The sequence below is a fragment of the Aurantimonas sp. HBX-1 genome (assembly GCF_021391535.1).
Classification (GTDB): Bacteria; Pseudomonadota; Alphaproteobacteria; order Rhizobiales; family Rhizobiaceae; genus Aurantimonas.
The window spans coordinates 195025-217419 of the sequence record NZ_CP090066.1 but is presented as its reverse complement, the minus strand read 5'-3'; the positions used below and the strand labels follow the sequence as shown (position 1 = coordinate 217419).

General features: G+C 67.6%; 24 protein-coding genes. 5 read left to right on the top strand and 19 right to left on the bottom strand.

The features are described from left to right. Positions 1-15: 15 nt before the first annotated feature. The 4 genes from LXB15_RS01095 to LXB15_RS01080 all read right to left on the bottom strand — a co-directional run bounded on the left by LXB15_RS01095 (position 16) and on the right by LXB15_RS01080 (position 2243). The gene (locus tag LXB15_RS01095) at positions 16-414 is read right to left on the bottom strand and encodes a carboxymuconolactone decarboxylase family protein (protein WP_233950463.1); all 399 of its coding nucleotides are present in this window, start codon (positions 412-414) and stop codon (positions 16-18) included. A gap of 8 nt (positions 415-422) precedes the next feature. Next, entirely contained in the window at positions 423-1262 is an 840-nt protein-coding gene (locus tag LXB15_RS01090; RefSeq protein WP_233950462.1) for a cyclase family protein, read from the bottom strand. A 77-nt stretch (positions 1263-1339) separates the two neighbouring features. Then, a complete protein-coding gene (locus LXB15_RS01085) occupies positions 1340-1645 on the bottom strand; it encodes an urease subunit beta (protein ID WP_233950461.1) in 306 nt (101 codons plus the stop codon). Between the two features lie 22 nt (positions 1646-1667). Further along, complete coding sequence (locus tag LXB15_RS01080; protein WP_233950460.1) at positions 1668-2243, bottom strand: HupE/UreJ family protein; 576 nt, start codon at positions 2241-2243, stop codon at positions 1668-1670. Between the two features lie 330 nt (positions 2244-2573). Here LXB15_RS01080 and LXB15_RS01075 point away from each other — a divergent pair, with 330 nt between their 5' ends. Next, positions 2574-2846 (top strand): hypothetical protein, encoded by a 273-nt coding sequence (locus tag LXB15_RS01075; RefSeq protein ID WP_233950459.1) that lies wholly within the window; start codon positions 2574-2576, stop codon positions 2844-2846. Between the two features lie 19 nt (positions 2847-2865). Here LXB15_RS01075 and LXB15_RS01070 read toward each other — a convergent pair whose 3' ends face one another. The 15 genes from LXB15_RS01070 to LXB15_RS01000 form a co-directional block, all read right to left on the bottom strand. After that, the gene (locus tag LXB15_RS01070) at positions 2866-3168 is read right to left on the bottom strand and encodes an urease subunit gamma (protein ID WP_233950458.1); all 303 of its coding nucleotides are present in this window, start codon (positions 3166-3168) and stop codon (positions 2866-2868) included. A gap of 21 nt (positions 3169-3189) precedes the next feature. After that, positions 3190-4029, bottom strand: a complete 840-nt coding sequence (locus LXB15_RS01065) for an urease accessory protein UreD (RefSeq protein WP_233950457.1) — start codon at positions 4027-4029, stop codon at positions 3190-3192. Positions 4030-4087: 58 nt separating this feature from the next. Then, entirely contained in the window at positions 4088-4534 is a 447-nt protein-coding gene (locus tag LXB15_RS01060) for a YbjN domain-containing protein (protein WP_233950456.1), read from the bottom strand. A gap of 116 nt (positions 4535-4650) precedes the next feature. Beyond that, the gene (gene urtE / locus LXB15_RS01055) at positions 4651-5346 is read right to left on the bottom strand and encodes an urea ABC transporter ATP-binding subunit UrtE (protein ID WP_233950455.1); all 696 of its coding nucleotides are present in this window, start codon (positions 5344-5346) and stop codon (positions 4651-4653) included. Positions 5347-5652: 306 nt separating this feature from the next. Then, on the bottom strand, positions 5653-6501 hold the full coding sequence (gene urtD / locus LXB15_RS01050; protein WP_233950454.1) for an urea ABC transporter ATP-binding protein UrtD: 849 nt from the start codon (positions 6499-6501) through the stop codon (positions 5653-5655). 3 nt (positions 6502-6504) lie between these two features. Then, positions 6505-7665, bottom strand: a complete 1161-nt coding sequence (urtC, locus tag LXB15_RS01045; protein ID WP_233950453.1) for an urea ABC transporter permease subunit UrtC — start codon at positions 7663-7665, stop codon at positions 6505-6507. Next, positions 7662-9290 (bottom strand): urea ABC transporter permease subunit UrtB, encoded by a 1629-nt coding sequence (gene urtB / locus LXB15_RS01040; protein ID WP_233950452.1) that lies wholly within the window; start codon positions 9288-9290, stop codon positions 7662-7664. The genes urtC and urtB overlap by 4 nt, the downstream gene beginning before the upstream one ends. A 103-nt stretch (positions 9291-9393) precedes the next feature. Next, positions 9394-10710, bottom strand: coding sequence for an urea ABC transporter substrate-binding protein (gene urtA, locus LXB15_RS01035; RefSeq protein WP_233950451.1), 1317 nt, complete (start codon positions 10708-10710; stop codon positions 9394-9396). 229 nt (positions 10711-10939) lie between these two features. Continuing rightward, a complete protein-coding gene (locus tag LXB15_RS01030) occupies positions 10940-11146 on the bottom strand; it encodes a hypothetical protein (RefSeq protein WP_233950450.1) in 207 nt (68 codons plus the stop codon). A 309-nt stretch (positions 11147-11455) separates the two neighbouring features. After that, the gene (locus LXB15_RS01025) at positions 11456-12397 is read right to left on the bottom strand and encodes a hypothetical protein (protein ID WP_233950449.1); all 942 of its coding nucleotides are present in this window, start codon (positions 12395-12397) and stop codon (positions 11456-11458) included. 934 nt (positions 12398-13331) lie between these two features. Continuing rightward, entirely contained in the window at positions 13332-14141 is an 810-nt protein-coding gene (locus LXB15_RS01020) for a formylmethanofuran dehydrogenase subunit C (protein WP_233950448.1), read from the bottom strand. After that, on the bottom strand, positions 14138-15058 hold the full coding sequence (fhcD, locus tag LXB15_RS01015) for a formylmethanofuran--tetrahydromethanopterin N-formyltransferase (RefSeq protein WP_233950447.1): 921 nt from the start codon (positions 15056-15058) through the stop codon (positions 14138-14140). The genes LXB15_RS01020 and fhcD overlap by 4 nt, the downstream gene beginning before the upstream one ends. Continuing rightward, positions 15046-16686: a formylmethanofuran dehydrogenase subunit A gene (locus LXB15_RS01010; protein WP_233950446.1), complete on the bottom strand. Its 1641-nt coding sequence runs from the start codon at positions 16684-16686 to the stop codon at positions 15046-15048. The genes fhcD and LXB15_RS01010 overlap by 13 nt, the downstream gene beginning before the upstream one ends. 25 nt (positions 16687-16711) lie before the next feature. Then, the gene (locus LXB15_RS01005) at positions 16712-17860 is read right to left on the bottom strand and encodes a hypothetical protein (protein ID WP_233950445.1); all 1149 of its coding nucleotides are present in this window, start codon (positions 17858-17860) and stop codon (positions 16712-16714) included. Positions 17861-17904: 44 nt separating this feature from the next. Then, a complete protein-coding gene (locus LXB15_RS01000; RefSeq protein WP_183208291.1) occupies positions 17905-18276 on the bottom strand; it encodes a 4a-hydroxytetrahydrobiopterin dehydratase in 372 nt (123 codons plus the stop codon). Positions 18277-18347: 71 nt separating this feature from the next. On the opposite strand from LXB15_RS01000, the gene LXB15_RS00995 reads away from it, so the two are divergent. The 4 genes from LXB15_RS00995 (at position 18348) to mch (ending at position 22391) form a co-directional block, all read left to right on the top strand. Then, positions 18348-19331, top strand: a complete 984-nt coding sequence (locus tag LXB15_RS00995; RefSeq protein ID WP_233950444.1) for a beta-ribofuranosylaminobenzene 5'-phosphate synthase family protein — start codon at positions 18348-18350, stop codon at positions 19329-19331. Between the two features lie 77 nt (positions 19332-19408). Beyond that, positions 19409-20305, top strand: coding sequence for an NAD(P)-dependent methylenetetrahydromethanopterin dehydrogenase (locus LXB15_RS00990; protein ID WP_233950443.1), 897 nt, complete (start codon positions 19409-19411; stop codon positions 20303-20305). Continuing rightward, positions 20302-21423, top strand: coding sequence for an ATP-grasp domain-containing protein (locus LXB15_RS00985; RefSeq protein WP_233950442.1), 1122 nt, complete (start codon positions 20302-20304; stop codon positions 21421-21423). The genes LXB15_RS00990 and LXB15_RS00985 overlap by 4 nt, the downstream gene beginning before the upstream one ends. After that, positions 21420-22391: a methenyltetrahydromethanopterin cyclohydrolase gene (mch, locus tag LXB15_RS00980; protein ID WP_233950441.1), complete on the top strand. Its 972-nt coding sequence runs from the start codon at positions 21420-21422 to the stop codon at positions 22389-22391. The genes LXB15_RS00985 and mch overlap by 4 nt, the downstream gene beginning before the upstream one ends. Positions 22392-22395 lie beyond the last annotated feature (4 nt).

Below are 22395 nucleotides of genomic sequence, written 5' to 3'. Positions count from 1 at the left end.
TACCGCCTTCGCTCTTCAGCGCAGGAAGGCCTCGTCCACCGGCACCTGAAGCGCCTCGGCCAGCCGGTTGGTCTTGGCGGCGAGGCCGATGACCGCCAGCAGCTCGCCATATTGCGCGTCGGTCATGCCCTTGGCGCGGGCCGCCGCCGTATGGGAATGGACGCAATAGCTGCAGCCGCTGGTCGCCGAAACGGCGATGTAGAGGAGTTCGCGCGTCAGCGGGTCGAGCGCGCCCTCCGCGCCCATCACCGCCTTCACCTCCTGCCAGGTGCGTTCCAGCGTCGCCGGGTCGGCCGCCAGCGCCCGCCAGAAATTGTTGATCGTGTCGGTGCCGCGCGTCGCCTTGATGTCGTCGAACACCGCTTTGACGCGGGGTTCGGCCGCCGCGTCGCCGACCAGCGGGCTCGTCGCCACGGCCGGGATCAGGTCAGCGCGAAGACGCGCGCCGGCCCGCCGGTGCCGCCGCGATGCTTCGGCGCGCCGACGATCAGCGTCGCGCCCGTTGCCGGCATTGCGTCGAGGTTGGCGATGCATTCGAGTCCCCAGCGCCCCGTCGGCAGCCAGCCGTAATGCACCGCGAAGTCGGGCGACTGGCCGAAGTCCAGCGACAGCGTGTCGACGGCGATGCCCACGGCCGAGCCTTCCAGAAGCATCTGCACCGCCTCCAGGTGGAAGCCCGGGAAGTGCATCGTGCCGTCGGCGTCGGCATTGCGGAACATGTCGGTGCCGAGATGCTGCTGCCAGCCGGAATTCATCGCGACACAGCAGTTTTCCGGCATGTCGCCATGGGCGTCGATCCACGCCTTGAGATCGTCGGGCGTCACCTGCGCGTTGGGGTCTTCCGCAGCCTTCGCCTTGATGTCGATCACGACGAGCGGCGCCATCAGCTTCTCGACCGGGATCTCGGCGACCGACTGGCCGTCTTCGGAAAAGTGCAGCGGCGCGTCGACATGCGTGCCGGTGTGCTCGTTCACCCGCAGCTCGAAGAGGTTGAACTTGTCTTTCTCGAAGGAGAATTTCTGCTCCATGAAGAACTGCTGTTCGCCGAAATAGGTCGGAAACTCCGGGTACAGCTCATGCGTCATGTCGGCGATGGTCAGCGCCCGGACGGCTTTCGCGGCGCCGGCCGCCGGGCTCGCCGCATCCTGGGCAAAGGCCGGCGCGGCAACGCTCGCGGCCGCGGCGGCCAGGCCGCCGCCCAGCAGGCTGCGGCGGCTCAGCATCTGCCGCTTGACGCTTTCGATCACGCAGTGGTCACACATCGCCTTCCCCCTCCGTCAGAAACACATCCCGCCGGACAGCATCCGGCCATTTCCGGGCAAGGCGACGCGGCGGCGGCCTACAGCCGGCCCATCACCTTGCCGTTGAAGCCGTAGACCGTCCGCGACCCGCGATACGGCACCAGATGCACCTCGCGGGTTTGCCCCGGCTCGAAACGCACCGCCGTGCCGGCGGCGATGTCGAGGCGCATGCCGCGGGCGGCCTCCCGGTCGAAGGCGAGCGCCGGATTGGTCTCGGCGAAATGGTAGTGGCTGCCGACCTGCACCGGCCGGTCGCCGGTATTGCCGACTTCCAGCGTCACCGCGGCGGCGCCCTCGTTGAGGGTGATGTCGCCGTCGCTGGTGATGATTTCACCGGGGATCATGCGCGCGCTCCGAACCGGGCTCTCAGGCGGCCATCAGATAGAGGCCGGCGACCGCCGAAGCGGCGCCGAGGCCGCGCACCAGCAGCGGACTGCCGACGCGCGACAGGCCGGCACCGAGGCCGAGGCCGACCAGATGCAGGCCGGCCGTCGCAAGCACGAAGCCGAGGCCGAAGGACAGCGCGCCGGCGCTGGCGAGTTCGCCGCCATGCGCCGAGCCGTGGAACAGCGCGAAGGCGCCGACGACAGCGGCGGCGGCCGGCACCGGCAGCCGCACGGCGGCGGCGATCAGCAGGCCCACCGCCACCACCGAGGCGAGGATCACCGGCTCGACGAAGGGCAGCGGGAAGCCCGCCACCGCTAGGGCGTAGCCGATCCCCATCATCGCCACGAACGCCGTCGGTACGATCCAGAGCGCGCGCTCGCCGATCATCGCCGCCCAGATGCCCGCGGCCACCATCACCAATACGTGGTCCCAGCCGAACAGCGGGTGCGACATGCCGGCCATCAGCGAGCCGTGCTCGGCCGGATTAAGATGGGCGAAGGCGGGAGCGGTCGCCGCAGCGAGCGTGGCAAGGGTGAGCGAAAGGCGTTTGAACATGGATGTCTCTCTCTTTGATCGACAGGCGCCCCGGTTTGGGTCGCGTCCTTCCCCGCTATGGCCGCGGAGTCGGTGCGATCATGAAAGCCCGCCCCCGGGCTGTCAAAGCCTTTCTCGCAGCGCACGCGGCATCGGCGGAGGGCTATGGAAGCAATTGGAAACGATACCGCCAGATTGCTGCCGCACCGCAAAACTCCGGAAACCAGCCGCGCCGTACAAACGTTTTCGAACCGGCCGCATCGACGGACCGTTCGAGACGCATGCAGGCAGGCTGGAGCACCGGCGATCAACGACCGGTGCCTGCCGCCGACAACAGGTTGGAGTCGACAGATGCTGAGATCATCCGTGATCGCGGCGACGCTTATCTATTCGTGCCTGCCGGCCGGCCATCAGGAGCCGTTGCTGGTGCGCACCGTGACGCTCGGCGGGGTCACCGGGCCTGCCTACTATTCGCGGCTCGAGCAGGGCTACCGCTTCGTCGGCGGCAGGCCGTTCGAGGTCGCCGTCGAAGCCGAGCCCATGGCGCTGTCGTCGCTCGGGACGGAGGCGGCCCCGGAAGACGCTGTTCTCGACCGGGACGCCGACGCCAGCGGCGGCCGCTAGGCCGCGCCGCTCGCCGGCTTCAGCGGATCGGCTCGTGCACCGTCACCAGCTTGGTCCCGTCGGGAAACGTCGCCTCGACCTGCACATCGTGGATCATCTCCGCCACGCCCTGCATCACCTGGTCGCGGGTGATGACGTGCGCCCCGGCCTCCATCAGCTCGGCGACAGGCCGCCCGTCGCGCGCGCCCTCGACCACGAAGTCGGTGATCAGCGCGATCGCCTCGGGATGGTTGAGCTTCACGCCCCGCTCGAGGCGGCGCCGGGCGACCTGCGCGGCCATGGAGACGAGGAGCTTGTCCTTCTCGCGGGGGGTCAGCTGCATTCCTGATTCCTCATCCTGTCGTCAGAGCGACCATACAAGCGGCACCGGCGCGTTCGCCAGTGCGGCCAGCACGGGCATGAGCCGCTTGCGCAGCGCAAAGCCGGTCGGTGCCAGCAGGCGAACCACCATCAGCCCGCCGACCAGGCTGGCGCCGCCGCTGTCGCCGGCCAACGCCCGGACGGCGGCGAGCTTCGTTTCGACATCCGGGGCATGGGCGACCACCGTGGCCAGCGCGCGGCTGCCGCCGAGGCTCGCCGGTCCGGCGGTCGCCGCCGCGATGGCGCCCGACAGATGCAGATCGTCGGCGAAGGCCAGCCTGCCGCCGACGCGGACCCGCCAGCTTTCGTGCAGCAGGCCGGTCTCGACGGTCTCGCCCATCAGTTCGCGGCCGAGAATGATGCTTTCGCAGAGCACGAAGCGCGATGCCGCATCCGCCTCGACGGCGAGCGAACGCCGCACCGCGCCGGCCTCGAACAGGATCGTCTCCTGCGGCAGCCAGGCAAAGCCCGCCCCGGCGTCGATGTGGACGCGGGTGGCGACGCCGGCGTGCCCGGACGAAGCGCGGTAGATCCGCTCGCAGGCCTGGGTGGTGACGGTGAGATGGGCGCCAGAGGCGACGGCGAACTGCTGGTCGAGCCGGTCGCCGCCGGTCAGGCCGCCGGCGGTGTTGATTAGCACCGCCTCGGCCTCGGCGGCGGGCAGCCGCGGAAACCGCAGCTTCAGGCAGCCCGCCTGGTGCAGGCGCTGCAGGCGCGAGCGGCCGGCGACGAGGCGAAAATCCGCCGCGACGGCGCCGGCGGCACGCTGCATCGAGGCGCCGGGGGCAGGCGCCGCATCGTCGGCGAGAACATCCATGCTCATCGCCGCGACATCGGGGCCCGCCGCGCCGCAGGCGCTGGCCGGGCAGGCGCAGGCGCGACTAGAGTTCGAGCACGTCCGACTTGAACTTCTCCAGCGAGATCCGCCACCAGTCGATCGTGTCCTCGAGATTGGCGCGCGGAACGCCATGCCGCAGGTTGACGTCCATCTCCAGGACCGGGTCGTCCTCGTTGTCGATATAGGCCTTGGCGAAGCGCTTGTCCCGGTTCCAGCCGTTGATCACGTCGGGCTTCACCACGGCGTCGTCCCACGAGGCATAGAACTGGATGCTCTTGCAGTCGGTGCCGTCCTTGTCGCAGTCGTAGAAGAAGATCGCGTAGAGCGTGCCGTCGATCCGGCCCTTGATGTAGGTGGAGTCGCCCTTCTCGATCGAGGCCGAGCCGAAGCCCCGCGCTAGCTCGGCGATCGCCTCCATGTCGCTCGCCTTGACCAGTTCCTGCGCGCGAGCCGGCGATCCCCACGCCACCAGCGCCATCAACAACAGCACGAAACGCAACGGCCGATCCTCCCGAAACCGCGGCGCTGCCTGAGGCGGCCGGGGCGATCCCGGGTGCGGGCGGTGGCCGATTGCTAGCATGACGCTGCGTCGCTTCCAAGATGGCGTCAGACCGTCAGATGCCGGCGGACCGCCGGGTCGTCGAGGCCCTCGGCGGGCCCCTCGAAGACGATCTCGCCGCGGTCCATGACGTAGACCTTGTCGGCGAGTTCGCGGCAGAAATCGAGGTACTGCTCGACCAGGAGGATCGCCAGGCCCGAGTGCTCCTTGAGGTAGCGGATCGCCCGGCCGATATCCTTGATGATCGACGGCTGGATGCCTTCGGTCGGCTCGTCGAGCACCAGCAGCTGCGGCCGCGTCACCAGCGCCCTCCCGATGGCGAGCTGCTGCTGCTGGCCGCCCGAGAGGTCGCCGCCGCGCCGGCCGAGCATGTCCTTCAAGACCGGGAACAGCTCGAACACATGGTCGGGGATCGTGCGGTCGGCGGGCTTCAGCGGCGCAAAGCCGGTCTGCAGGTTCTCGCGCACCGTCAGCAGCGGGAAGATCTCGCGGCCCTGCGGCACGAAGCCGATGCCCTTGCGGGCCCGGGCATAGGGCGCCTGCCGGCCGAGACTCTGGCCGTCCAGCGCGATCTCGCCGGCGCGGATCGGCTGCTGGCCGACGATGGCCCGCAGCAGCGACGTCTTGCCGACGCCGTTGCGCCCGAGGACGCAGGTAATCTCGCCCTTCTTCGCCCCCATCGACACGCCCCGCAGCGCCTGCGCGGCGCCGTAATAGAGATCGACGTTCGAGACGGTCAGCATGGCTGGTTCCTGGCTGCGAAGGCGTTGTCGCGGGGTTGAGGCTGCGTAGAGGTCGGATGTTGCCGGCCCTTCGTCATCCTCGGGCCCCTGCAGGTCGTCATCCTCGGGCCCCGTCCCGAGGATCCAGAGCAACGTCGCCACCGGCCGAGCGCCGTTGAATGGCGGCGCGAAAAGGCTGGACCACACTCTGTCCCGGGGAAGGCGACCTCCACCGTCCTGGATCCTCGGGACGGGGCCCGAGGATGACGACGCGGAGGAGGCGGCATCCCGACGGAGACGTCGGTGTCGACGCCGCCCTCCCCGCCCTCACCGCCCAAGATACACCTCGATCACCCGCGGGTCCTTCGAGACGTGGTCGAGCGTGCCTTCCGAGAGCACCGCGCCCTCGTGCAGGCAGGTGACCTTCACCGCCAGATCGCGGACGAAATGCATGTCGTGCTCGACCACCACCACCGAGCGGGTCTCGGCGATCTCGCGCAGGAGCCGCGCGGTCTCCTCGGTTTCGGCGTCGGTCATGCCGGCGACCGGCTCGTCGACCAGCAGGAGTTCGGGATCCTGTGCGAGCAGCATGCCGATCTCCAGCCACTGCTTCTGGCCGTGCGAGAGGTCGGCCGCCAGCGTCCGGCGCTTGGCCGACAGCCGCGTCGTGTCGAGGATCCGTGCAATCGCCGCCCGCTCGCCGTCGTCCGTGCGATGCACGAGCGCGCTGAAGATCGAGCGCGGGCCGGCGAGCGACAGGCGGAGATTGTCCTCCACCGTGTGGCCCTCGAACACGGTCGGCTTCTGGAACTTCCGCCCGATCCCCATGCCGGCGATCGCCGCCTCGTCGTGGCGGGTGAGGTCGACGTCGCCGTTGAAATAGACCTCGCCGGAATCCGGCTTGGTCTTGCCGGTGATGATGTCCATCATCGTCGTCTTGCCGGCGCCGTTCGGCCCGATGATCGCGCGCATCTCGCCGCGCACCAGCACCAGCGACAGGTTGTTGATCGCCTTGAAGCCGTCGAAGCTCTTGTTGACGCCGTCGAGATAGAGCAGCGTTTCGCGGCGCGCCGCGCCGGGCGGATTGCGCAGCGCCTCGTCGCGTCGCGCGCTGGCATAGGGGTGCGGCGAGACGGCGGCCGGCGTCGCTTGTGGCGTGGGTTCGATCATGTTCATCGCCTACTCCGCCGGGTTCGCCGCGGCGACGCGGTCGTCTACCGCCTCGCCCTCTTCGGCGCGTTTCGCGGCCCGGCGGGCGCGCCAGCCGCTCCAGCCGTGATCGAACGTGCCGACGATGCCGCGCGGCATGAACAGCGTGACGAAGACGAACAGGCCCCCGAGCACGAACAGCCAGTATTCCGGCGCGATCGCGGTGAAGGTGCTCTTGGCGAAGTTGACGATGAGCGCGCCGAGGATCGGGCCGATGAGCGTCGCGCGGCCGCCGACCGCCGCCCAGACCACCACCTCGATGGAATTGACCGGCGCGAACTCGCCGGGGTTGATGATGCCGACCTGCGGCACGTAGAGCGCGCCGGCGATCCCCGCCATCACCGCCGAGACGGTGAAGGCGAAGAGCTTCACGTGCTCCGGCCGCCAGCCGATGAAGCGGGTGCGGCTTTCCGCGTCGCGCACCGCCACCATCAGCTTGCCGAGCTTGGAGCGGGTGATCCAGCCGACGAACAGCACGGCGATGGCGAGCGCGATGCAGCTGGCCGAGAACAGCGCCGCCCGCGTCGTCGCCGCCTGGATTGGGTAACCAAGAATGTCCTTGAAGTCGGTCAGGCCGTTATTGCCGCCGAACCCCATGTCGTTTCGGAAGAACGCCAGCAGAAGCGCATAGGTCATCGCCTGGGTGATGATCGACAGGTACACGCCGGTGACGCGGCTGCGGAAGGCGAAATAGCCGAACACGAAGGCGAGCAGCCCCGGCACCAGCATCACCATGATCGCTGCGAACCAGAACTGGTCGAAGCCGGTCCAGTACCACGGCAGTTCCTGCCAGTTGAGGAACACCATGAAGTCCGGCAGCACCGGATTGCCGTAGACGCCGCGCGGGCCGATCTGGCGCATCAGGTACATGCCCATCGCGTAGCCGCCGAGCGCGAAGAAGGCGCCGTGGCCGAGCGACAGGATGCCGACATAGCCCCAGACGAGATCGAGCGAGAGCGCCAGCAGCGCGTAGCAGATGTACTTGCCGATCAGCGGCACGAGATAGGGCGGCACGTGCAGCGGATGGCCGGCCGGCAGCCACAGGCTCGCCGCCGGCACCAGCACCGCCGCGGCGACCAGCGCGACCACCAGGAACCAGACCCGTGGGCCGAGGAATCGCGCGAGGATCATGCGTCCACGAACCTCCCCTTCTGGGCGAACAGGCCGCGCGGCCGCTTCTGGATGAACAGGATGATCAGAACCAGCACGACGATCTTGCCGAGCACCGCGCCCGCATAGGGCTCGAGGAACTTGTTGAGGATGCCGAGGCTCATCGCCCCGACCAGCGTGCCCCAGAGATTGCCGACCCCGCCGAACACCACCACCATGAAGGAATCGATGATGTAGCCCTGGCCGAGGTCCGGCGAGACGTTGTCGATCTGGCTGAGCGCCACCCCGGCGATGCCGGCGATGCCGGAGCCGAGCGCGAAGGTCAGCGCGTCGACCCAGGGCGTGCGGATGCCCATCGCCGAGGCCATCTTGCGGTTCTGGGTGACGGCCCGCATCTGCAGGCCGAGCGAGGTGCGGTTGAGCACCACCAGCAGGCCGGCGAACACCACCAGCGAGAAGACGATGATCCACAGCCGGTTCCAGGTGATCGCCATCATCCCGACCTCGAAGGCGCCGGACATCCATTCCGGGTTGCCGACCTCGCGGTTGGTCGGGCCGAAGATCGTGCGGACCGCCTGCTGCAGGATCAGCGACACGCCGAAGGTGGCGAGCAGCGTCTCCAGCGGCCGGCCGTAGAGGAAGCGGATCAGGAAGCGCTCCATCACCAGCCCGACCGTGCCGGAGACGAGGAACGCCAGCGGCAGGGCGATCGCCAGCGACCAGGCGAAGAGCTCGGGCGCGCTGGTGCGGATCGCCTCCTGCACGACGAAGGTCGTGTAGGCGCCGAGCATCACCATCTCGCCATGCGCCATGTTGATGACGCCCATGACGCCGAAGGTGATGGCGAGCCCGATCGCGGCGAGCAGCAGCACCGAGCCGAGCGACAGGCCGTACCAGATGTTCTGCATCTGGTACCAGAAGGCGATGTTGCCCTCGATTGCCGCGATCGCCTTCTCGGCGGCGGCCTTGGCTTCCACGTCCTCGGTGGCGCCGGCAAAGCGCACGAGCAGCGTTAGCGCCTCGCGGTCGCCGCGCCCTTCCATGACGGCCGCGGCCTCGGCCTTCTCCGCCGCCGGCCGGTCGGAGGCCAGCACGGCGGCGGCCAGCGCCTCCTCCATGCGGGCTTTCACGGCCGCGTCCTGTTCCCGGGCGATCGCCGCCTGGAGCGGCTCGATCATCGCCGGATCGCCGTCGGAAAACAGCGTCGAGGCGGCCCGCAGGCGCTGCGCCGGATCGGGGGACCCGAGCGTCAGCGACCCGAGCGCCGTCGAGATGTCGTTGCGGATGGAATTCTTGATGCGGACCTTGGTCAGGTCGCCGGCCGGCGCCGTGCCCACCTCCGCGCCGGTCAGCGGATCGAGCAGCGTGACCGGGTCGCTGCCGCGGCCGATGAACACCCTCTCGTCGCCCTTGCGCCAGTAGAGGCTGCCGTCGCCTAGCGCCCGCAGCGCCGGCGCCACGTCGGCATTGCCGGTGGCGGCGAGTTCGTCGATCACCGCCTCGGTGTCGGCAAAGCTCTGCTTGCCGCCGAACTTCTGGATGATCGCCGCGGCATCGCCGTCCTGCGCGCTCGCCGGGACGGCGGATAGGATCGTGACCGGGACCAGCAGGAGAAGAGCGAGGCACCAGCGCGCGAAGACGGCCATGAAATATCCTGTAGCGGTGGAGACATTGGCGGGGACGGTCGCCTGGCCGCCCCCGCTCGAGGCTCGCTCTGGGAGCAAGCGAGCCTCGACAGACCTGGTGTGCTTACTGAGCAGCCGCAGCCGAAGCGCCACCACAGGTCTTGGTCTCGGTGTTGTAGTTCCCGCAGTTGATCGGGTCGGTCCAGTCGGCCTCGAGGGGCTTCGATTCCGGCAGGAAGTCCGACCAGGCGTCGCCGGGGACCAGTTCCTCGGTCTCGCTGACGATGTCGAACTGGCCGTCGGCGTTGATCTCGCCGATCAGCACCGGCTTGGTGATGTGGTGGTTCGGCAGCATCTTGGAGACGCCGCCGGTGAGGTTGGCCTGCTCGATGCCCGGCAGCGCCGCGATCACCGCGTCGGCGTCCGTCGTGCCGGCCTTCTCGACCGCCTTCACCCACATGTTGAAGCCGATATAGTGGGCCTCCATCGGGTCGTTGGTGACGCGCTCCTCGTTGCCGATGAAGGCCTTCCACTTCTCGATGAACTCGGCGTTTTCCGGCGTGTCGACCGACATGAAGTAGTTCCAGGCGGCGAGATGGCCGACCAGCGGGCCGGTGTCGATGCCGGCGAGTTCTTCCTCGCCGACCGAGAACGCCACCACCGGAATGTCCGTCGCGGCGATGCCCTGGTTGGCGAGTTCCTTGTAGAACGGCACGTTGGCGTCACCGTTGACGGTCGACACCACCGCGGTCTTCTTGCCGGCCGAGCCGAATTCCTTGATCGCGGCGACCTCGGTCTGCCAGTCGGAGAAGCCGAACGGGGTATAGTTGATCTTGATGTCCTCGGCGGCGACGCCCTTGTCCATCAGATACTGCTCGAGGATCTTGTTGGTGGTGCGCGGATAGACGTAGTCGGTGCCCTCCAGCACCCAGCGCTCGACGCCTTCCGCCATCAGGTAGTCGACAGCCGGGATCGCCTGCTGGTTCGGGGCGGCGCCGGTGTAGAAGATGTTCCGCGACGATTCCTCGCCCTCGTACTGGACCGGGTAGAACACCACCGTGTTCAGCTCCTCGGCGACCGGCAGGATCGACTTGCGCGACACCGACGTCCAGCAGCAGAACACCGCCGCGACGTCCTGCGCGGAGACGAGGTCGCGCATGCGCTCGGCGAACAGCGGCCAGTCGGAGGCCGGATCGACGACGACCGCCTCCAGCGGCCGGCCGAGCAGGCCGCCCTTCTTGTTCTGCTCCTCGATGAGCATCAGCATGACGTCCTTGAGGGTCGTCTCGGAGATCGCCATCGTCCCGGACAGCGAGTGCAGGACGCCGACCTTGATCGGCTCGCCGCTGGGCGCGTCCTGGGCGGCGGCTCCGGTGAGCGCCACGCCTGTCATTGCCGCCGCGGCGGCAATGCCCCGGATCCATTTGAAGGGTGAGTTCATGCGCCATCTCCACTCGTTTCGGCCCCGACGCGGTCGGGTTACGAGTGAAACGGAGCAAAGCCTGTGCCAATCTCGGCGAATGCTCGGCCTGATCGGCGGAACCGGCGCCGCAGCGGCACTGCGGCAGCGTCCGCGTGCCTAATGTTAAGGCAGCCGGACGATCGGCTCCGACGGGCCGCCTAGATTTCAGGCATAATGCGCGATCGCTCGGCAGCGCACGCTTGGGAGCTCAGATCGGCTGCTTGCGTTCCTCGGGCCAACCGCACTTCCACCGCTTGACCGTCCACTGCGGGTGATCGCCCGCCCACGCGGCGACGTAGGGCGTCGAGAGCATCATGCATTGCGCCAGCGAGCCGCGGCTCTCGTAGGCGAGCCGTTCCTCGCGGCAGGACGAGGGGTCCGCGATCATGCAGACGGTCAGGATCAGGTCGATCATCGTGTCACTCCCGAATGCGGTGCCCTGCCGGCGTCACGCCTACGGGCCGGAGACACTGAGAAGACGTCGATTTGGAGGCGATCCTAAAGGTGGCCCTCGGTTCTCCTCGACGAAACATCCTGATCCGCACGATCGGTATCATCACTCTACACGAGCTAAGGCAAGCTCCTTACGGGCCGGCGCTCACCCCATATTCAGAATGGGATCACCGAAACCTCAATAGATAAATTTCTTAAAAACGGAGATCTACCGCGAACGACACCGATTTTGGCGCCGGGGTTAAGATTGACTTTAAAGGCCAATGAAACTCTATGCCGCATCCTCCTCCCTCTTCACCGACTCATCTTTAGCATCATTCCGATTGTCACTGATTTGATAGGGAAATGCTCGCCGCTCGATATTACTGAGCGCGAAACATATCTCTCTTAGAAACCGCACATGAATCCCGGACGATATAGATATTATCCGCTCTTTTATAATCTGGTCGGACATGGGACTAGTGGAGAGCAGCGGCATTATATACGCTCGCCCTCCGACGGTTTCCGCTGCGTCAAGGAAATCATGTATATTTCTGATGCACATCGCGCGTGCCTCGAGAAATTTCTCTGGGCCAAGAATAACTAAAAGCTGCGCTTGAGCAATCCAATCTAGTATTAGCGCTAGATTGTAGGGGGTCGAAACAAACAACTGCACCGGATTTGCTGTAGCCATTATCTGTACATCGGTTATTTCATAACTCTCCAGGCGAAATTTTTTGCTACTATCAATTCCATCAAGTAAATCTAACGGAAAATCTCTGGCTATTTCTCGATATTGAGAGATCGCGCCTTTGGATTTCAAGCGCCCCGGCAACCTGTCCCACAGCGTTGCGACCCCCAACCCGGGAAACAACCCGAAAAGAAACGCTAGCAAGAGTGCACCTGAAGCTGCGAATTCCAACGCAGACCCCTCAAAGTGCCGAAGAATACCTGCGATCAAAATTGTTAATATAATGTGCGCTGATACTTGAAGAAAATCAATGGGCGTTAAATCCAAATTGGCAACTCTGAGTATTAAGTACTTGGTCGACCAGACGTATGCGCCGAGAAACCCTGCACAAACAATTAGCGCCGTCACCTTCTGATAATTTGCGCTGACATCGGCCGTAGTGCTTGACTGCAACCCCAACATCAAAAGGTTTGTTTCCGTAAATGGATATCGCATCGCCTCCAATACAAGAAAGAATCCAATCATACTCAGGATAATGAACATAACCGTTGGTGCAATAAATGAAAATATCTCAAAATTATAAAACCAAAACCTTTTCCATCTTGATGGAACAGGATCTACCTCGGAGTAACTTCTATATTTTGTTATCAATAGGTACATCATAGATCGCAGAAATGGGTCGGCTGAGCTCCTATCTAACCGGGAATTGAGATCAAGAAGCCGCTTCAATCGTCTTTTTCGGATGCTTCCTCGCCCGAAGAATATCGAGACTGGCAAGCCAGCGCTTAGTATGAATATCACTAGAGTTTCGCTGTCGATTAGATCCCACATAGGAGCCTCTAAAGGATTGGGTGATATCCAGCGGATCAATAACATAAGTTTATGATATAGAATACGAATTAATTTAAATTATACGCTAAATTACGCTACGTCACAAGAGGAATTAGAAAGGCTTCCGATAGAGCGTCCTTTGTGTCGGTCGCAATGCCCGGCATCGGCAGAGTAGTTGCCGCCGTCGCTCTGCGGGATGGGTTCGACGGAGAGGACCTGCGGCACCCAAGATGCCCTCGATGCTCCTTTTGCCGGCCACGCAGTACAGTGCATGATATCAGCAGAGGCGTAGTCAGGGGATTGAGGGCGAAGATTCGGCCAGCAGATACCGTACTTTGATGCGACGGGACCATCTATCCAACAAGTCGTGTAGCGTGAGAAGCGGGATCGCGTGGTTCAGCTTCATGATGACGTCGCGATTCGGGTCGAACGCGCACCTGCCTTACTTCCCTCCCGCGAGGCACCGCGATGCCGGGCTGACCTTACCGGTCAACACCGACGCGAAAATCGTATGACGCTTTTTAGGAGTGCTTTGTGTGCGATGTCCGCGAACATGCCGCAAAAAAAATACGCCGTGATATCGATAAGCGACATTATCGGTCGCTGATCTGAATCCACTCCACACTAGCAAAATGAAATGCGACCTTCACAGCGGCAGGAAGATCTCGCCCTTGCCGAGCACCGCCGTGTCGCCGCCGATGCGGCGCATCGGCCCGCCGTCGAAGGGCAGCGGCGCCAGCGCGCCGGCGGCGAGCTCGCGCGCCATCAGGCGCAGGATCAGGAGGTCGGCCGGGCCGTTGTCGAGGAAGGTCGGGCCGAGCCGCTCGGCGCCGCCGCACAGGATCAGCGTGCCGCGCTTCATCAGCCGGCCGGGCGTGCCGCGGGCGATGCCGCCGGCGATCAGCGTGCCGGCGATCATCCGGCTGCCGGCGTCCTCGCCGAGTTCGCCGGCGACCAGGATCGTGCCCCGGCGCATCCGGTCCGCGGCGCGGCTGCCGGCGCTGCCGGCGACGCGGATTTCGCCGCCGCGCATGCCGGCCATCTCGCCCGGCATCGGCCCGCCGAGCCGCTGGCCGGTATTGCCGCCGATCGACAGCAGGCCGCCGCTCATGCTCGAGCCGGCAAGGCCCCCGACCGAACCGGACACCGTCAGGCGCCCGCCCTGCATCGCCCGGCCGACGCGCCAGCCGGCGTCGCCCTCGACATGGATCGCGCCGCCGTCCAGCGCCTCGCCGATCCGGTCGAACCGGTCGGAGCCGCCCTCGAAGCGGATCGACGCGGCGTCGCTGCCGTCGACGGCGAACACGTCGCCCACCCGCAGCAGCTGCCGCGTCGTGCCCACCGGCAGCGCCGCGATCTCGGCCGTCGACAGGCCGGCGAGCCGGGCCGGCGTCAGCACCGAGAGGTCGAGCCGCTGCTCCGGCTCGGCCTTCTTGCGGAAGGTCAGGCCGCTCATGGCAGGATATCCTTGAGATGGAAGTGATGCGGTCCGAGATTGCCGCCGTAATTGCCGGCGCCGATCCGCAGTGCGCCCTCGTCGGGTCCGAGCTCGACCGCCGCCTTCAGCCCGGCCCGCATCGCCGCGGCGACCGCGTCGGCGCTCAGCCCGTCGATGACGATCTCCAGCACCGAGCCGATGTCCGGGCCGAGCGCCGACGGAGTGACGCCCTTCAGCGTCGGGCAATAGGCATCGTTGGTCGAGGCCATCATCCCCTTGTACTTGCCGCCGACCTTGGAGCCGGAGCGCACGATCCCGCCGGGAAACGGCATGATCACGTCCGGCACGCCGTGCATCGCGTCGACCGCGACCTCGGCCGCGGCCAATGCCTGGCGCGGCGTGCGGGCGAGGAACAGCAGATTGCCGCCGCCGACGCCGTCCGCGGTGATCCCGGTCTTGGCCTCGCAGAGGAACTCGCCCTCCATCACCGGCATGCGCCAGAAATGCTTGTCGCCGAACTTCTTGGAGATCTGCCAGCCATCGGCGAAATAGCGGATCGCCGAGCCGAGATCGATCTGGGTGTCGCCGTCGTGGTCGGCGTAGCAGGCTGACGACGGGCTGGTCAGGATGCACTGGCCGAGCCGCGTGCCGAGCTGCTTGGCGAGCCCCGCCTTGTCCATGGCGAACAGCAGGATGCGCACGCCGGGGCGCCCGTCCCGGGTCTCCTCCGGCGGCACGATGCGGTCGATCCCCGCCTCGCAGCCGCAGGCGATCACCGAGGTGGCGAAGCCGGTGAAGGAGCGGGCCGCCTCGAGCGCCCATTTTTCGCTGTCGGCGGTCACCTGGATCGCCGTGCCGTTCATCGGGAAGGCTTCGGCGAAGGTGTCGTCGATGACGACGCCGTTGATCGTCGCGGCGGTGTTCATGTCCGGCATGCCACCACCTTGAACGGTTCGTCGCGCCCGATGGCGTGTTCCGGCACCTCGAACCACTTGGCCGGCAGGCCGTAGCGGTCGTCGAAATAGGTCTCCAGCCGCCGCGCCATCGCTCTGTCGGGCTCCGGCCGCACCGTCAGCGTGCGTCCCGTCGTGCGGTTCACAACCTGCCCGTCCTTCACCACCAGCGTTCCGTCCTTGAGGACATAGGCGGCGCGGCCGAACATCGCCGCCTTGTCGTCGCCCGGCCGGTACACCGCGACGTCGGCCACCGCGCCGGCGCCGAGATGGCCGCGGTCGGGCGTGCCCAGCAGCCGCGCCGGCGCTGCGCGGGTCATCGTGGCGATCTCGCCCAGCGTGTATTCGCGGCCGATCTCGGCGAGCGTCGTCATCGCCAGCACGGATTTCGGCAGCGCCGCCAGCCAGCGCTCGCGCACATTGCGGTCCATCAGCAGCGCGAAGATCTCCGGATAGGCGGTGAACGGCGCGCCGTTCGGATGGTCGGTGGTGAAGAACACCCGCGACGGGTCGTCGATCAGCAGGAACAGCTCCAGCCCGATCGCCCATTGCAGCGCGTTGAAATAGTTCGAGCGCTTGTAGTCCATCGGCACGATGCCGCCGCCATTGGCCTCGTGGTCGTAGATCACCGACTTGCCGGGGCTGGCCTGCCCCCGCCCGACGAACTGCCGCAGCTCGTCGGAGGAGATCGTGACGGTCTGGCCGAACATCACCTGGCCGATATCGACCGTCACCTCCTTGGTGCGGTTGACCAGCTCCGCCAGACGCTGGCCCTCCGAGGAGAAGCGCCGGTCGCCGCCGGTGCCGTAGCCGTAGAACTGCAGATGCGCCAGATGCAGCGGCACGCCTTCGGCCGCCTCGATGGTCGCCACGGCGGAGGCCGCGGAATCGCCCGGCACGCCGAGATTGTTACAATGGACATGCAGCGGATGCGGGATGCCGAGCCCGGTGACGGCCGCCTGCAGCGTCTTGACGATGCGCCGCGAGGTGACGCCGTAGTCGGGCACCTCGTCGTCGAAATCGAACTTGCGGACGTTTTCCTTGAACGCCGCCGAGCCGCCGGCATTGATGCATTTGACGCCGAGCGCCCGCGATGCCGAGACCGTCCAGGCGACGTAGTCCTCGATGGCGTTCTCGCTCTCGCCGTCGCGGATCATCGACATCAGGAAGTCGTCGTTGCCGAGCACGACCAGCGTCGCCTTGTCGATGATCGGGATGTCGGCGAGCTCGAGATGCGCATGCAGCGCCGAGGACGGCGCCATCGCCGGCTCGACCACGGTGGTGAAGCCCATCTCGGCGTAGCGCAGGCCCGTTTCCTCGGTCGTCCAGCCGACCTTGGAGAGCGCCGTCGCGCCGGGCCGCGCCTGGAACGCCCGGTGGAATTCCGGCAGCAGCAGCCGCGCCGTGTTCACGTGACCGCCGGCGATATGGGAATGGATGTCGATCGCGCCGGCCATGACGACGAGGCCCGTGCAGTCGATCGTCTCGCCCGCCTGCCGGCCGTCCGCCGGCGCTTCGACCACCACGCCGTCCTCGACAAAGAGATCGCCGACCGCGTCGATGCCGTTGGCCGGATCGACGACGTGCCCGCCCGTGAGACGCGTCAGCATGGGCAGCCCTCGTTGGTCATCGCGCTCATGCCGCCGCTCCCGTCGTCACGTCGCCCATCGCCGCGGCGATCGCCGCGAGCAGGTCCGCGGCACGCGGCAGCGGGCCGGATTCGCTCGCCGCGAACGGCACGAAACTGCCGAAGCGCTCGTCGTAGAGGACGCCGTCATGGTCGCGTCCCGCCATGCCCGCGTCGAAGCGGATGGCCGGCGGGTTCGCCCAGCCGGCTGCGCTTTCACCGATGGCGATCACCCTGACGCGGCCGGACCATTCCGGCTCCGGCGTTGCCGTGTCCACAAGGCCGGCGACGTGGATCGCAAGATCCGCCTCGCCAGAGGCGATCAGCTGCCCGGCCTCGTAGAGGTCGGGATCATGGTCGGGAAAGCCGCGCCCGAACCCGACCCGCAGCGGAAAGCCAGTCGTCCAGGTCGCCATCAGCGCGGCGCCGAAGCCCTGGCCCGGCCCGAACAGCGGCAGGCAGGTGAAGCGCGTCGCGGCGTTGAGGTCGAAGACCAGGCCGGCGAGCATCTCGATCCCGAGTTCGTCCAGGCCGGCGACGGCGAAGATCGCGCAGCCGAAGCCGGCGCCTTTCATCCACGCGGCGGCCGCTTCGGCCTGTTCGGCGGCGATCGGCCCTTCGCCGAAGCGATGACCGGCGACCGCGGCGCGGATCATCGCCAGCGCATCGGCGATCCCATCCGCCGGACAGCCGACGTGTTCGATAGAAGCGCCCGGGATGTCGGCGCTGCCCTCGGGCGCGCCGAGCCACAGGATCTGACGCTCGCCGCGCGTCCTTTCGCCGAGGTCGGGGGTGTGGCCGAACAGGAATTCCGGCAGGTCCGGCGACTGCGCGAAGGCGTCGCCGACGATAAGCACGCGGTCGGCGCGCCGGCGCATCTCGGCCGGGGCCCCGATCATCATGCCGCCGTCGCGGATCGCGGTGATCGCCGGATAGATCGCCGCCGATCCCTGGTGATCGATCGCCGCCCCGGCGATCCGGGCCAAGGCCAGCGCGGCGCGGTTGCCCGCCACGTCGGTCGAAAGGCCGGTGACCACCGGCAGCCGGCTGCCACCGATCAGCGCTGCCGCTGCAGCGACGGCCTCCGGCACCGATACCGGCCGGCCGTCGATCCATGCATTACTCAAAACGAATCGCTTCCTGTGCCCCGTCGCCAAGATACCGCCTCGACCGGCGAGGTCAAAGACCCCGCCATGCCGGCCTAGTGCTTGTCGTATTTGATGTAGGCAAAGCGCGGGTCGTCCGGCGTTCCGGAAAGCGGGCCATCTTCCTTGCCCGGCTGCCAGTTCACCACTTCCTCGATCTTCTTGGCCAGCGCGAAGTCGGAATCGGTGATGCCCTTGGCAGCGTGGTTCATCAGCCGCACCTCGACCCAGGCGTAGGAGGCGGTGATGTCGGGATGGTGGAACGCCGCCTCGGCGAGATGGCCGACGGTGTTGATCACCATCAGCGTGCCCTTCCAGCCATGCGTCTTGTATGTCCGCCGGATCCAGCCGTCCTCGAGCCGCCATGTCGGCAGCTCCTTCGCCAGCCGTTCGGTGACCTCCTGGTCGGTATAGGTCTTCGCTGCCATGGCCATCTCCCCTTGCCGCATCGGTGCCTGCCCCGATAATAGGGTGCGGGCACCCGGAAGGCAGGGACAAATTGACAGAAGACGTCGTCAGCGTCTCGGCGCCCGCGCGCCTGCATCTCGGCTTCCTCGATCCGGGCGGCCGATCGGGCCGGCGATTCGGCGGAATCGGGCTGGCGCTGGCCGAGCCGGCGACCCGCCTGTCGATCCGCCGCGCGTCCGAGGACCGCGCCGACGGACCGGAATCGGCGCGCGCCCTGGCGCACCTTGCCGCCATGCGCGGGCATCTGGGTCTCGGCGACCGGCGCTACGAACTGACATTCCACGAGACCATCCCGCCGCATGCCGGCCTCGGTTCCGGCACCCAGCTGGCGCTCGCCGTGGCGACGGGCCTGCGGGCGATCGAGGGGCTGGCGCCGGATCCCGCCGGCGACGCCGCGCGTCTCGGCCGGGGCAACCGCTCGGGCCTCGGCGCGGCCTTCGTCAGCGCCGGCGGCGTTGCGGTCGACGGCGGCAAGGGGCCGACCGACGCGCCGCCGCCGATCATCGCCCGGCTGCCGTTCCCGGAAGCCTGGCGGGTGCTGCTCGTCCTCGACCCCCGCACCGAAGGGTTTCACGGCGAGGACGAGCTCAAGGCCTTCGCCAGCCTGCCCCCGTTTGCCGAGATCGACACCGCGCTGATCTGCCGGCTCGTGCTACTCGAGGCGCTGCCGGCCCTGGCGGAGGAAGACATCGCCGGCTTCGGCGCGGCCATCGCGACGATCCAGCAGATGGTCGGCAGCCATTTCGCCCCGGCCCAGGGCGGCATCTTCACCAGCCCGGCGGTGTCGCGCATCTGCGGCATGCTCGCCGCGGCGGGCGCGCACGGGATCGGGCAGAGCTCCTGGGGCCCGACCGGCTTTGCCTTCGCGCCCTCGCCGGAAGAAGCCGACCGGCTGGCGCGCGCCGTCTCCGGCGCGGTGGCGGACGCGGGCCTGACCCTGCGCGTCGTCGCCGGCCGCAATGCCGGCTCCCGCATCGAGCGCTCGCCGCTGCGGCGGGTCGCCGGCGCCGGCTGAGCCGCGGCGCCCGGCATCACCGACAATTTCCAACGCCCGGGCGACGGGCAGACGATAGCCGAACTGGAGGAACACCAATGGCCGACAAGAACATCCTGCACATGCTGACGCCGCACAAGCACGTCAGCCCCTTCGACGTGAACATGGCGCTCGACGCCGGCTATGACGCGGTCGTGCCCTACGAGCGGGTCGAGCTCGGCGAGATCGGCGACCTCGTCCAGGACGTCATCTTCTCGCGGCCGCCGAATGTCGGCGTCAGGAGCGCCGTGTTCTTCGGCGGCGACGACGCGGTGCTGTCGCTGGACATGATCGACGCCGCGAAGAAGGCGCTGGTGCCGCCCTTCGCCTGCAACATCATGGCGGACCCCGCCGGTTCTTTCACCACCGCCGCGGCCATGGTCGCCTGCGTCGAGCGGACCCTGAAGAACAAGAAGCAGAAGGCGCTCAAGGACGTCACCATCGCCGTCTTCGGCGCCACCGGCGTCGTCGGCTACTGCGCCGCGGTGATCGCCGCGCTGGAGGGCGCCAAGGTCAAGATCGTCGGCTATAGCGGGCTGGAGCGGGTCGAGGCGCGCGCCCGGGAGATGAAGGAGCGGTTCGGCGCCGAGGTCGAGGCGGTGGACGGGTCGAGCGACGACAAGAACACGGAGATCGTCAAGGAGGTCGAGGTGATCCTGTCGGCCGCCAAGGCAGGCGTGCAGGTGCTCAGCGCCGCGCAGCTGAAGGCCGCGACGCGGCTGCTCGTCGCGGCCGACGTCAATGCCGTGCCGCCGCTGGGGCTTGAGGGCATTGACGTGATGGCCGACGAGGCGCCGATCGAGGGCACGAATGCGCTGGGCATCGGCGCGCTGGCCGTCGGGCCGATGAAGTCGAAGACCGAATACGGCCTGCTGAAGCGTATGATCGAGGCCAAGGAACCGCAGGTCCTCGACTTCCGCGACGCCTTCCAGCTTGCGCGAACGCTCGTGTCGTGAGCGACCCGGACCGGCCCACCGTGCTCGTGGCTGCCTTCTCGGCGCGGCAGATCGCCGAGAGCGCGCGGCTCGCCGGGCTGGGCGCGCTGGCGCTCGACTTCTTCGGCGACAGCGACCTGGCCGAGGCCGCCCGGCGCAGCGAGGTGCTGCACGGCCACTACCCGGACGGGTTCGACGCCGAGGCGCTGATCGCCGCGCTGGAGCGGCTGGCCGACGGCGTGGCGCCGCTCGGCTTCGTCTACGGCGCCGGGTTCGAGGACAGGCCTGAACTGCTCGAGGCGATCGGCGAACGCTGGCCGATCCTCGGCACCGCGCCAGCGACGCAGCGCCGGCTGAAGGACCCCGAGAGCTTCGCCGAGCTTTGCGCGGCGGCCGGCGTCGCCCACCCGCCGATCCGCCGCGACGCGCCGGCGGATCCGGCGAACTGGCTGTCGAAGAAGGTCGGCGGCGCCGGCGGCAGCCACGTCGTGCCCGGCGAGCATCCGCCGGCGCCGGACCGCTACTACCAGCGCCGCGTCGACGGCGCGCGCATCTCCCTTGCGTTCGTCGCTGCAGGGACGCGCTGCGCATTCCTCGGCTTCACCCGGCAGTGGACCGCGCCCTCCGCCGCCGAGCCCTATCGCTACGGCGGCGCGGTCGGACCGTTGCCCGGCCCCGTGACTGAGGGCGACGCGATGCAGGCGGCGGTCGCGGCGATGCTCGCGCAGCTGCCGCTTGACGGTATCGCCAGCGCCGACTTCGTCCTCTCGTCGGACGGGCCGGTGCTGCTGGAGATCAATGCAAGGGCCGGCGCGACGCTCGACGTCTTCGAGAGCCCGGCCCAGCCGCTGCTGGCGCTGCATCTGGCAGCCTGTCGCGGCGAGCTGCCGGAGCGTGTATCAGGCCCGGGCCTGATCCGTGCCACGGGCCTTGCCTGGGCGGACAGCGACATCGAGCTTCCGGCGGGCTTTGCCTGGCCGGCATTCAGCCGTGACCGCACGACGCCGCCGGCAAGCTTCGCGGCCGGCCAGCCGCTGTGCACGGTCGTGGCCGAAGCAGACACGGAGAAGGCCGCGACGGCGCTGTTCGATCAGCGCGTCGCGGCGATGACGGAACGGTTGGGGAGGAGAGCGGCATGAGCCGGACGGGGAATTTGTCGGTCAACGCGGGGGCGCTCCCGCTGATCGAGACGATGCGGGCACGCGCCGCCGAACTGCGCGTCGCGTTCTCGACCGGCGCTGCCGGCGAGACGCTGATAGACGCCGGCGCCAGCGTGCAGGGCAGCCTGGAAGCCGGGCGGCTGATGACCGAGATCTGCCTCGGCGGCCTCGGCGAGGTGACGATCGGCACGTCGCCCGGTCTGTCGCGCTGGCCGTTCACGCTGACGGCGCGCACCGCGAGCCCCGTCATCGCCTGCCTCGGCAGCCAGTATGCCGGCTGGCAGCTCGTCAGCGAGGAGGGCGAGGAGAGCTACTTCTCCATGGGCTCGGGCCCCGCCCGGGCGCTGGCCGGCCGCGAGGCGCTGTTCAAGGACATCGCCTATGCCGACCGGAGCGAATCCGCCGTGCTGGTGCTGGAGGCCGCCGGCCCGCCGCCGGAGCCGCTGGTCCGCCGCATCGCCGCCGACTGCGACGTCGCGCCGGAAAACCTCACCATCGTCTTCGCCCCGACCCAGAGTCTCGCCGGCTCTGTGCAGATCGTCGGGCGCGTGGTCGAGGTGGCGCTGCACAAGGCGCACGAGCTGAAATTCGATCTGACGAACATCGTCGAGGGCATGGGCACGGCGCCGCTGCCGCCGCCGCATCCGGACTTCATCACCGCCATGGGCCGCACCAACGACGCCGTCATCTATGGCGGGCGGATCCTCCTGCACGTCAATGGCCCGGCGTCCGAGGCCCGGCGGCTCGCCGAGAACCTGCCGAGTTCCACCGCCAGCGACCACGGCACGCCCTTCGCCGAGATCTTCCGCCAGTACGACGGCGATTTCTACAAGATCGACCCGATGCTCTTCTCCCCGGCGGAGGTCGCCGTGGTGGCGCTCGAGACCGGCGAGACGTTCAGGGGCGGGGAAATCCACGCCGCCCTCGTCGACGCCTCGTTCGGCTGAGCCG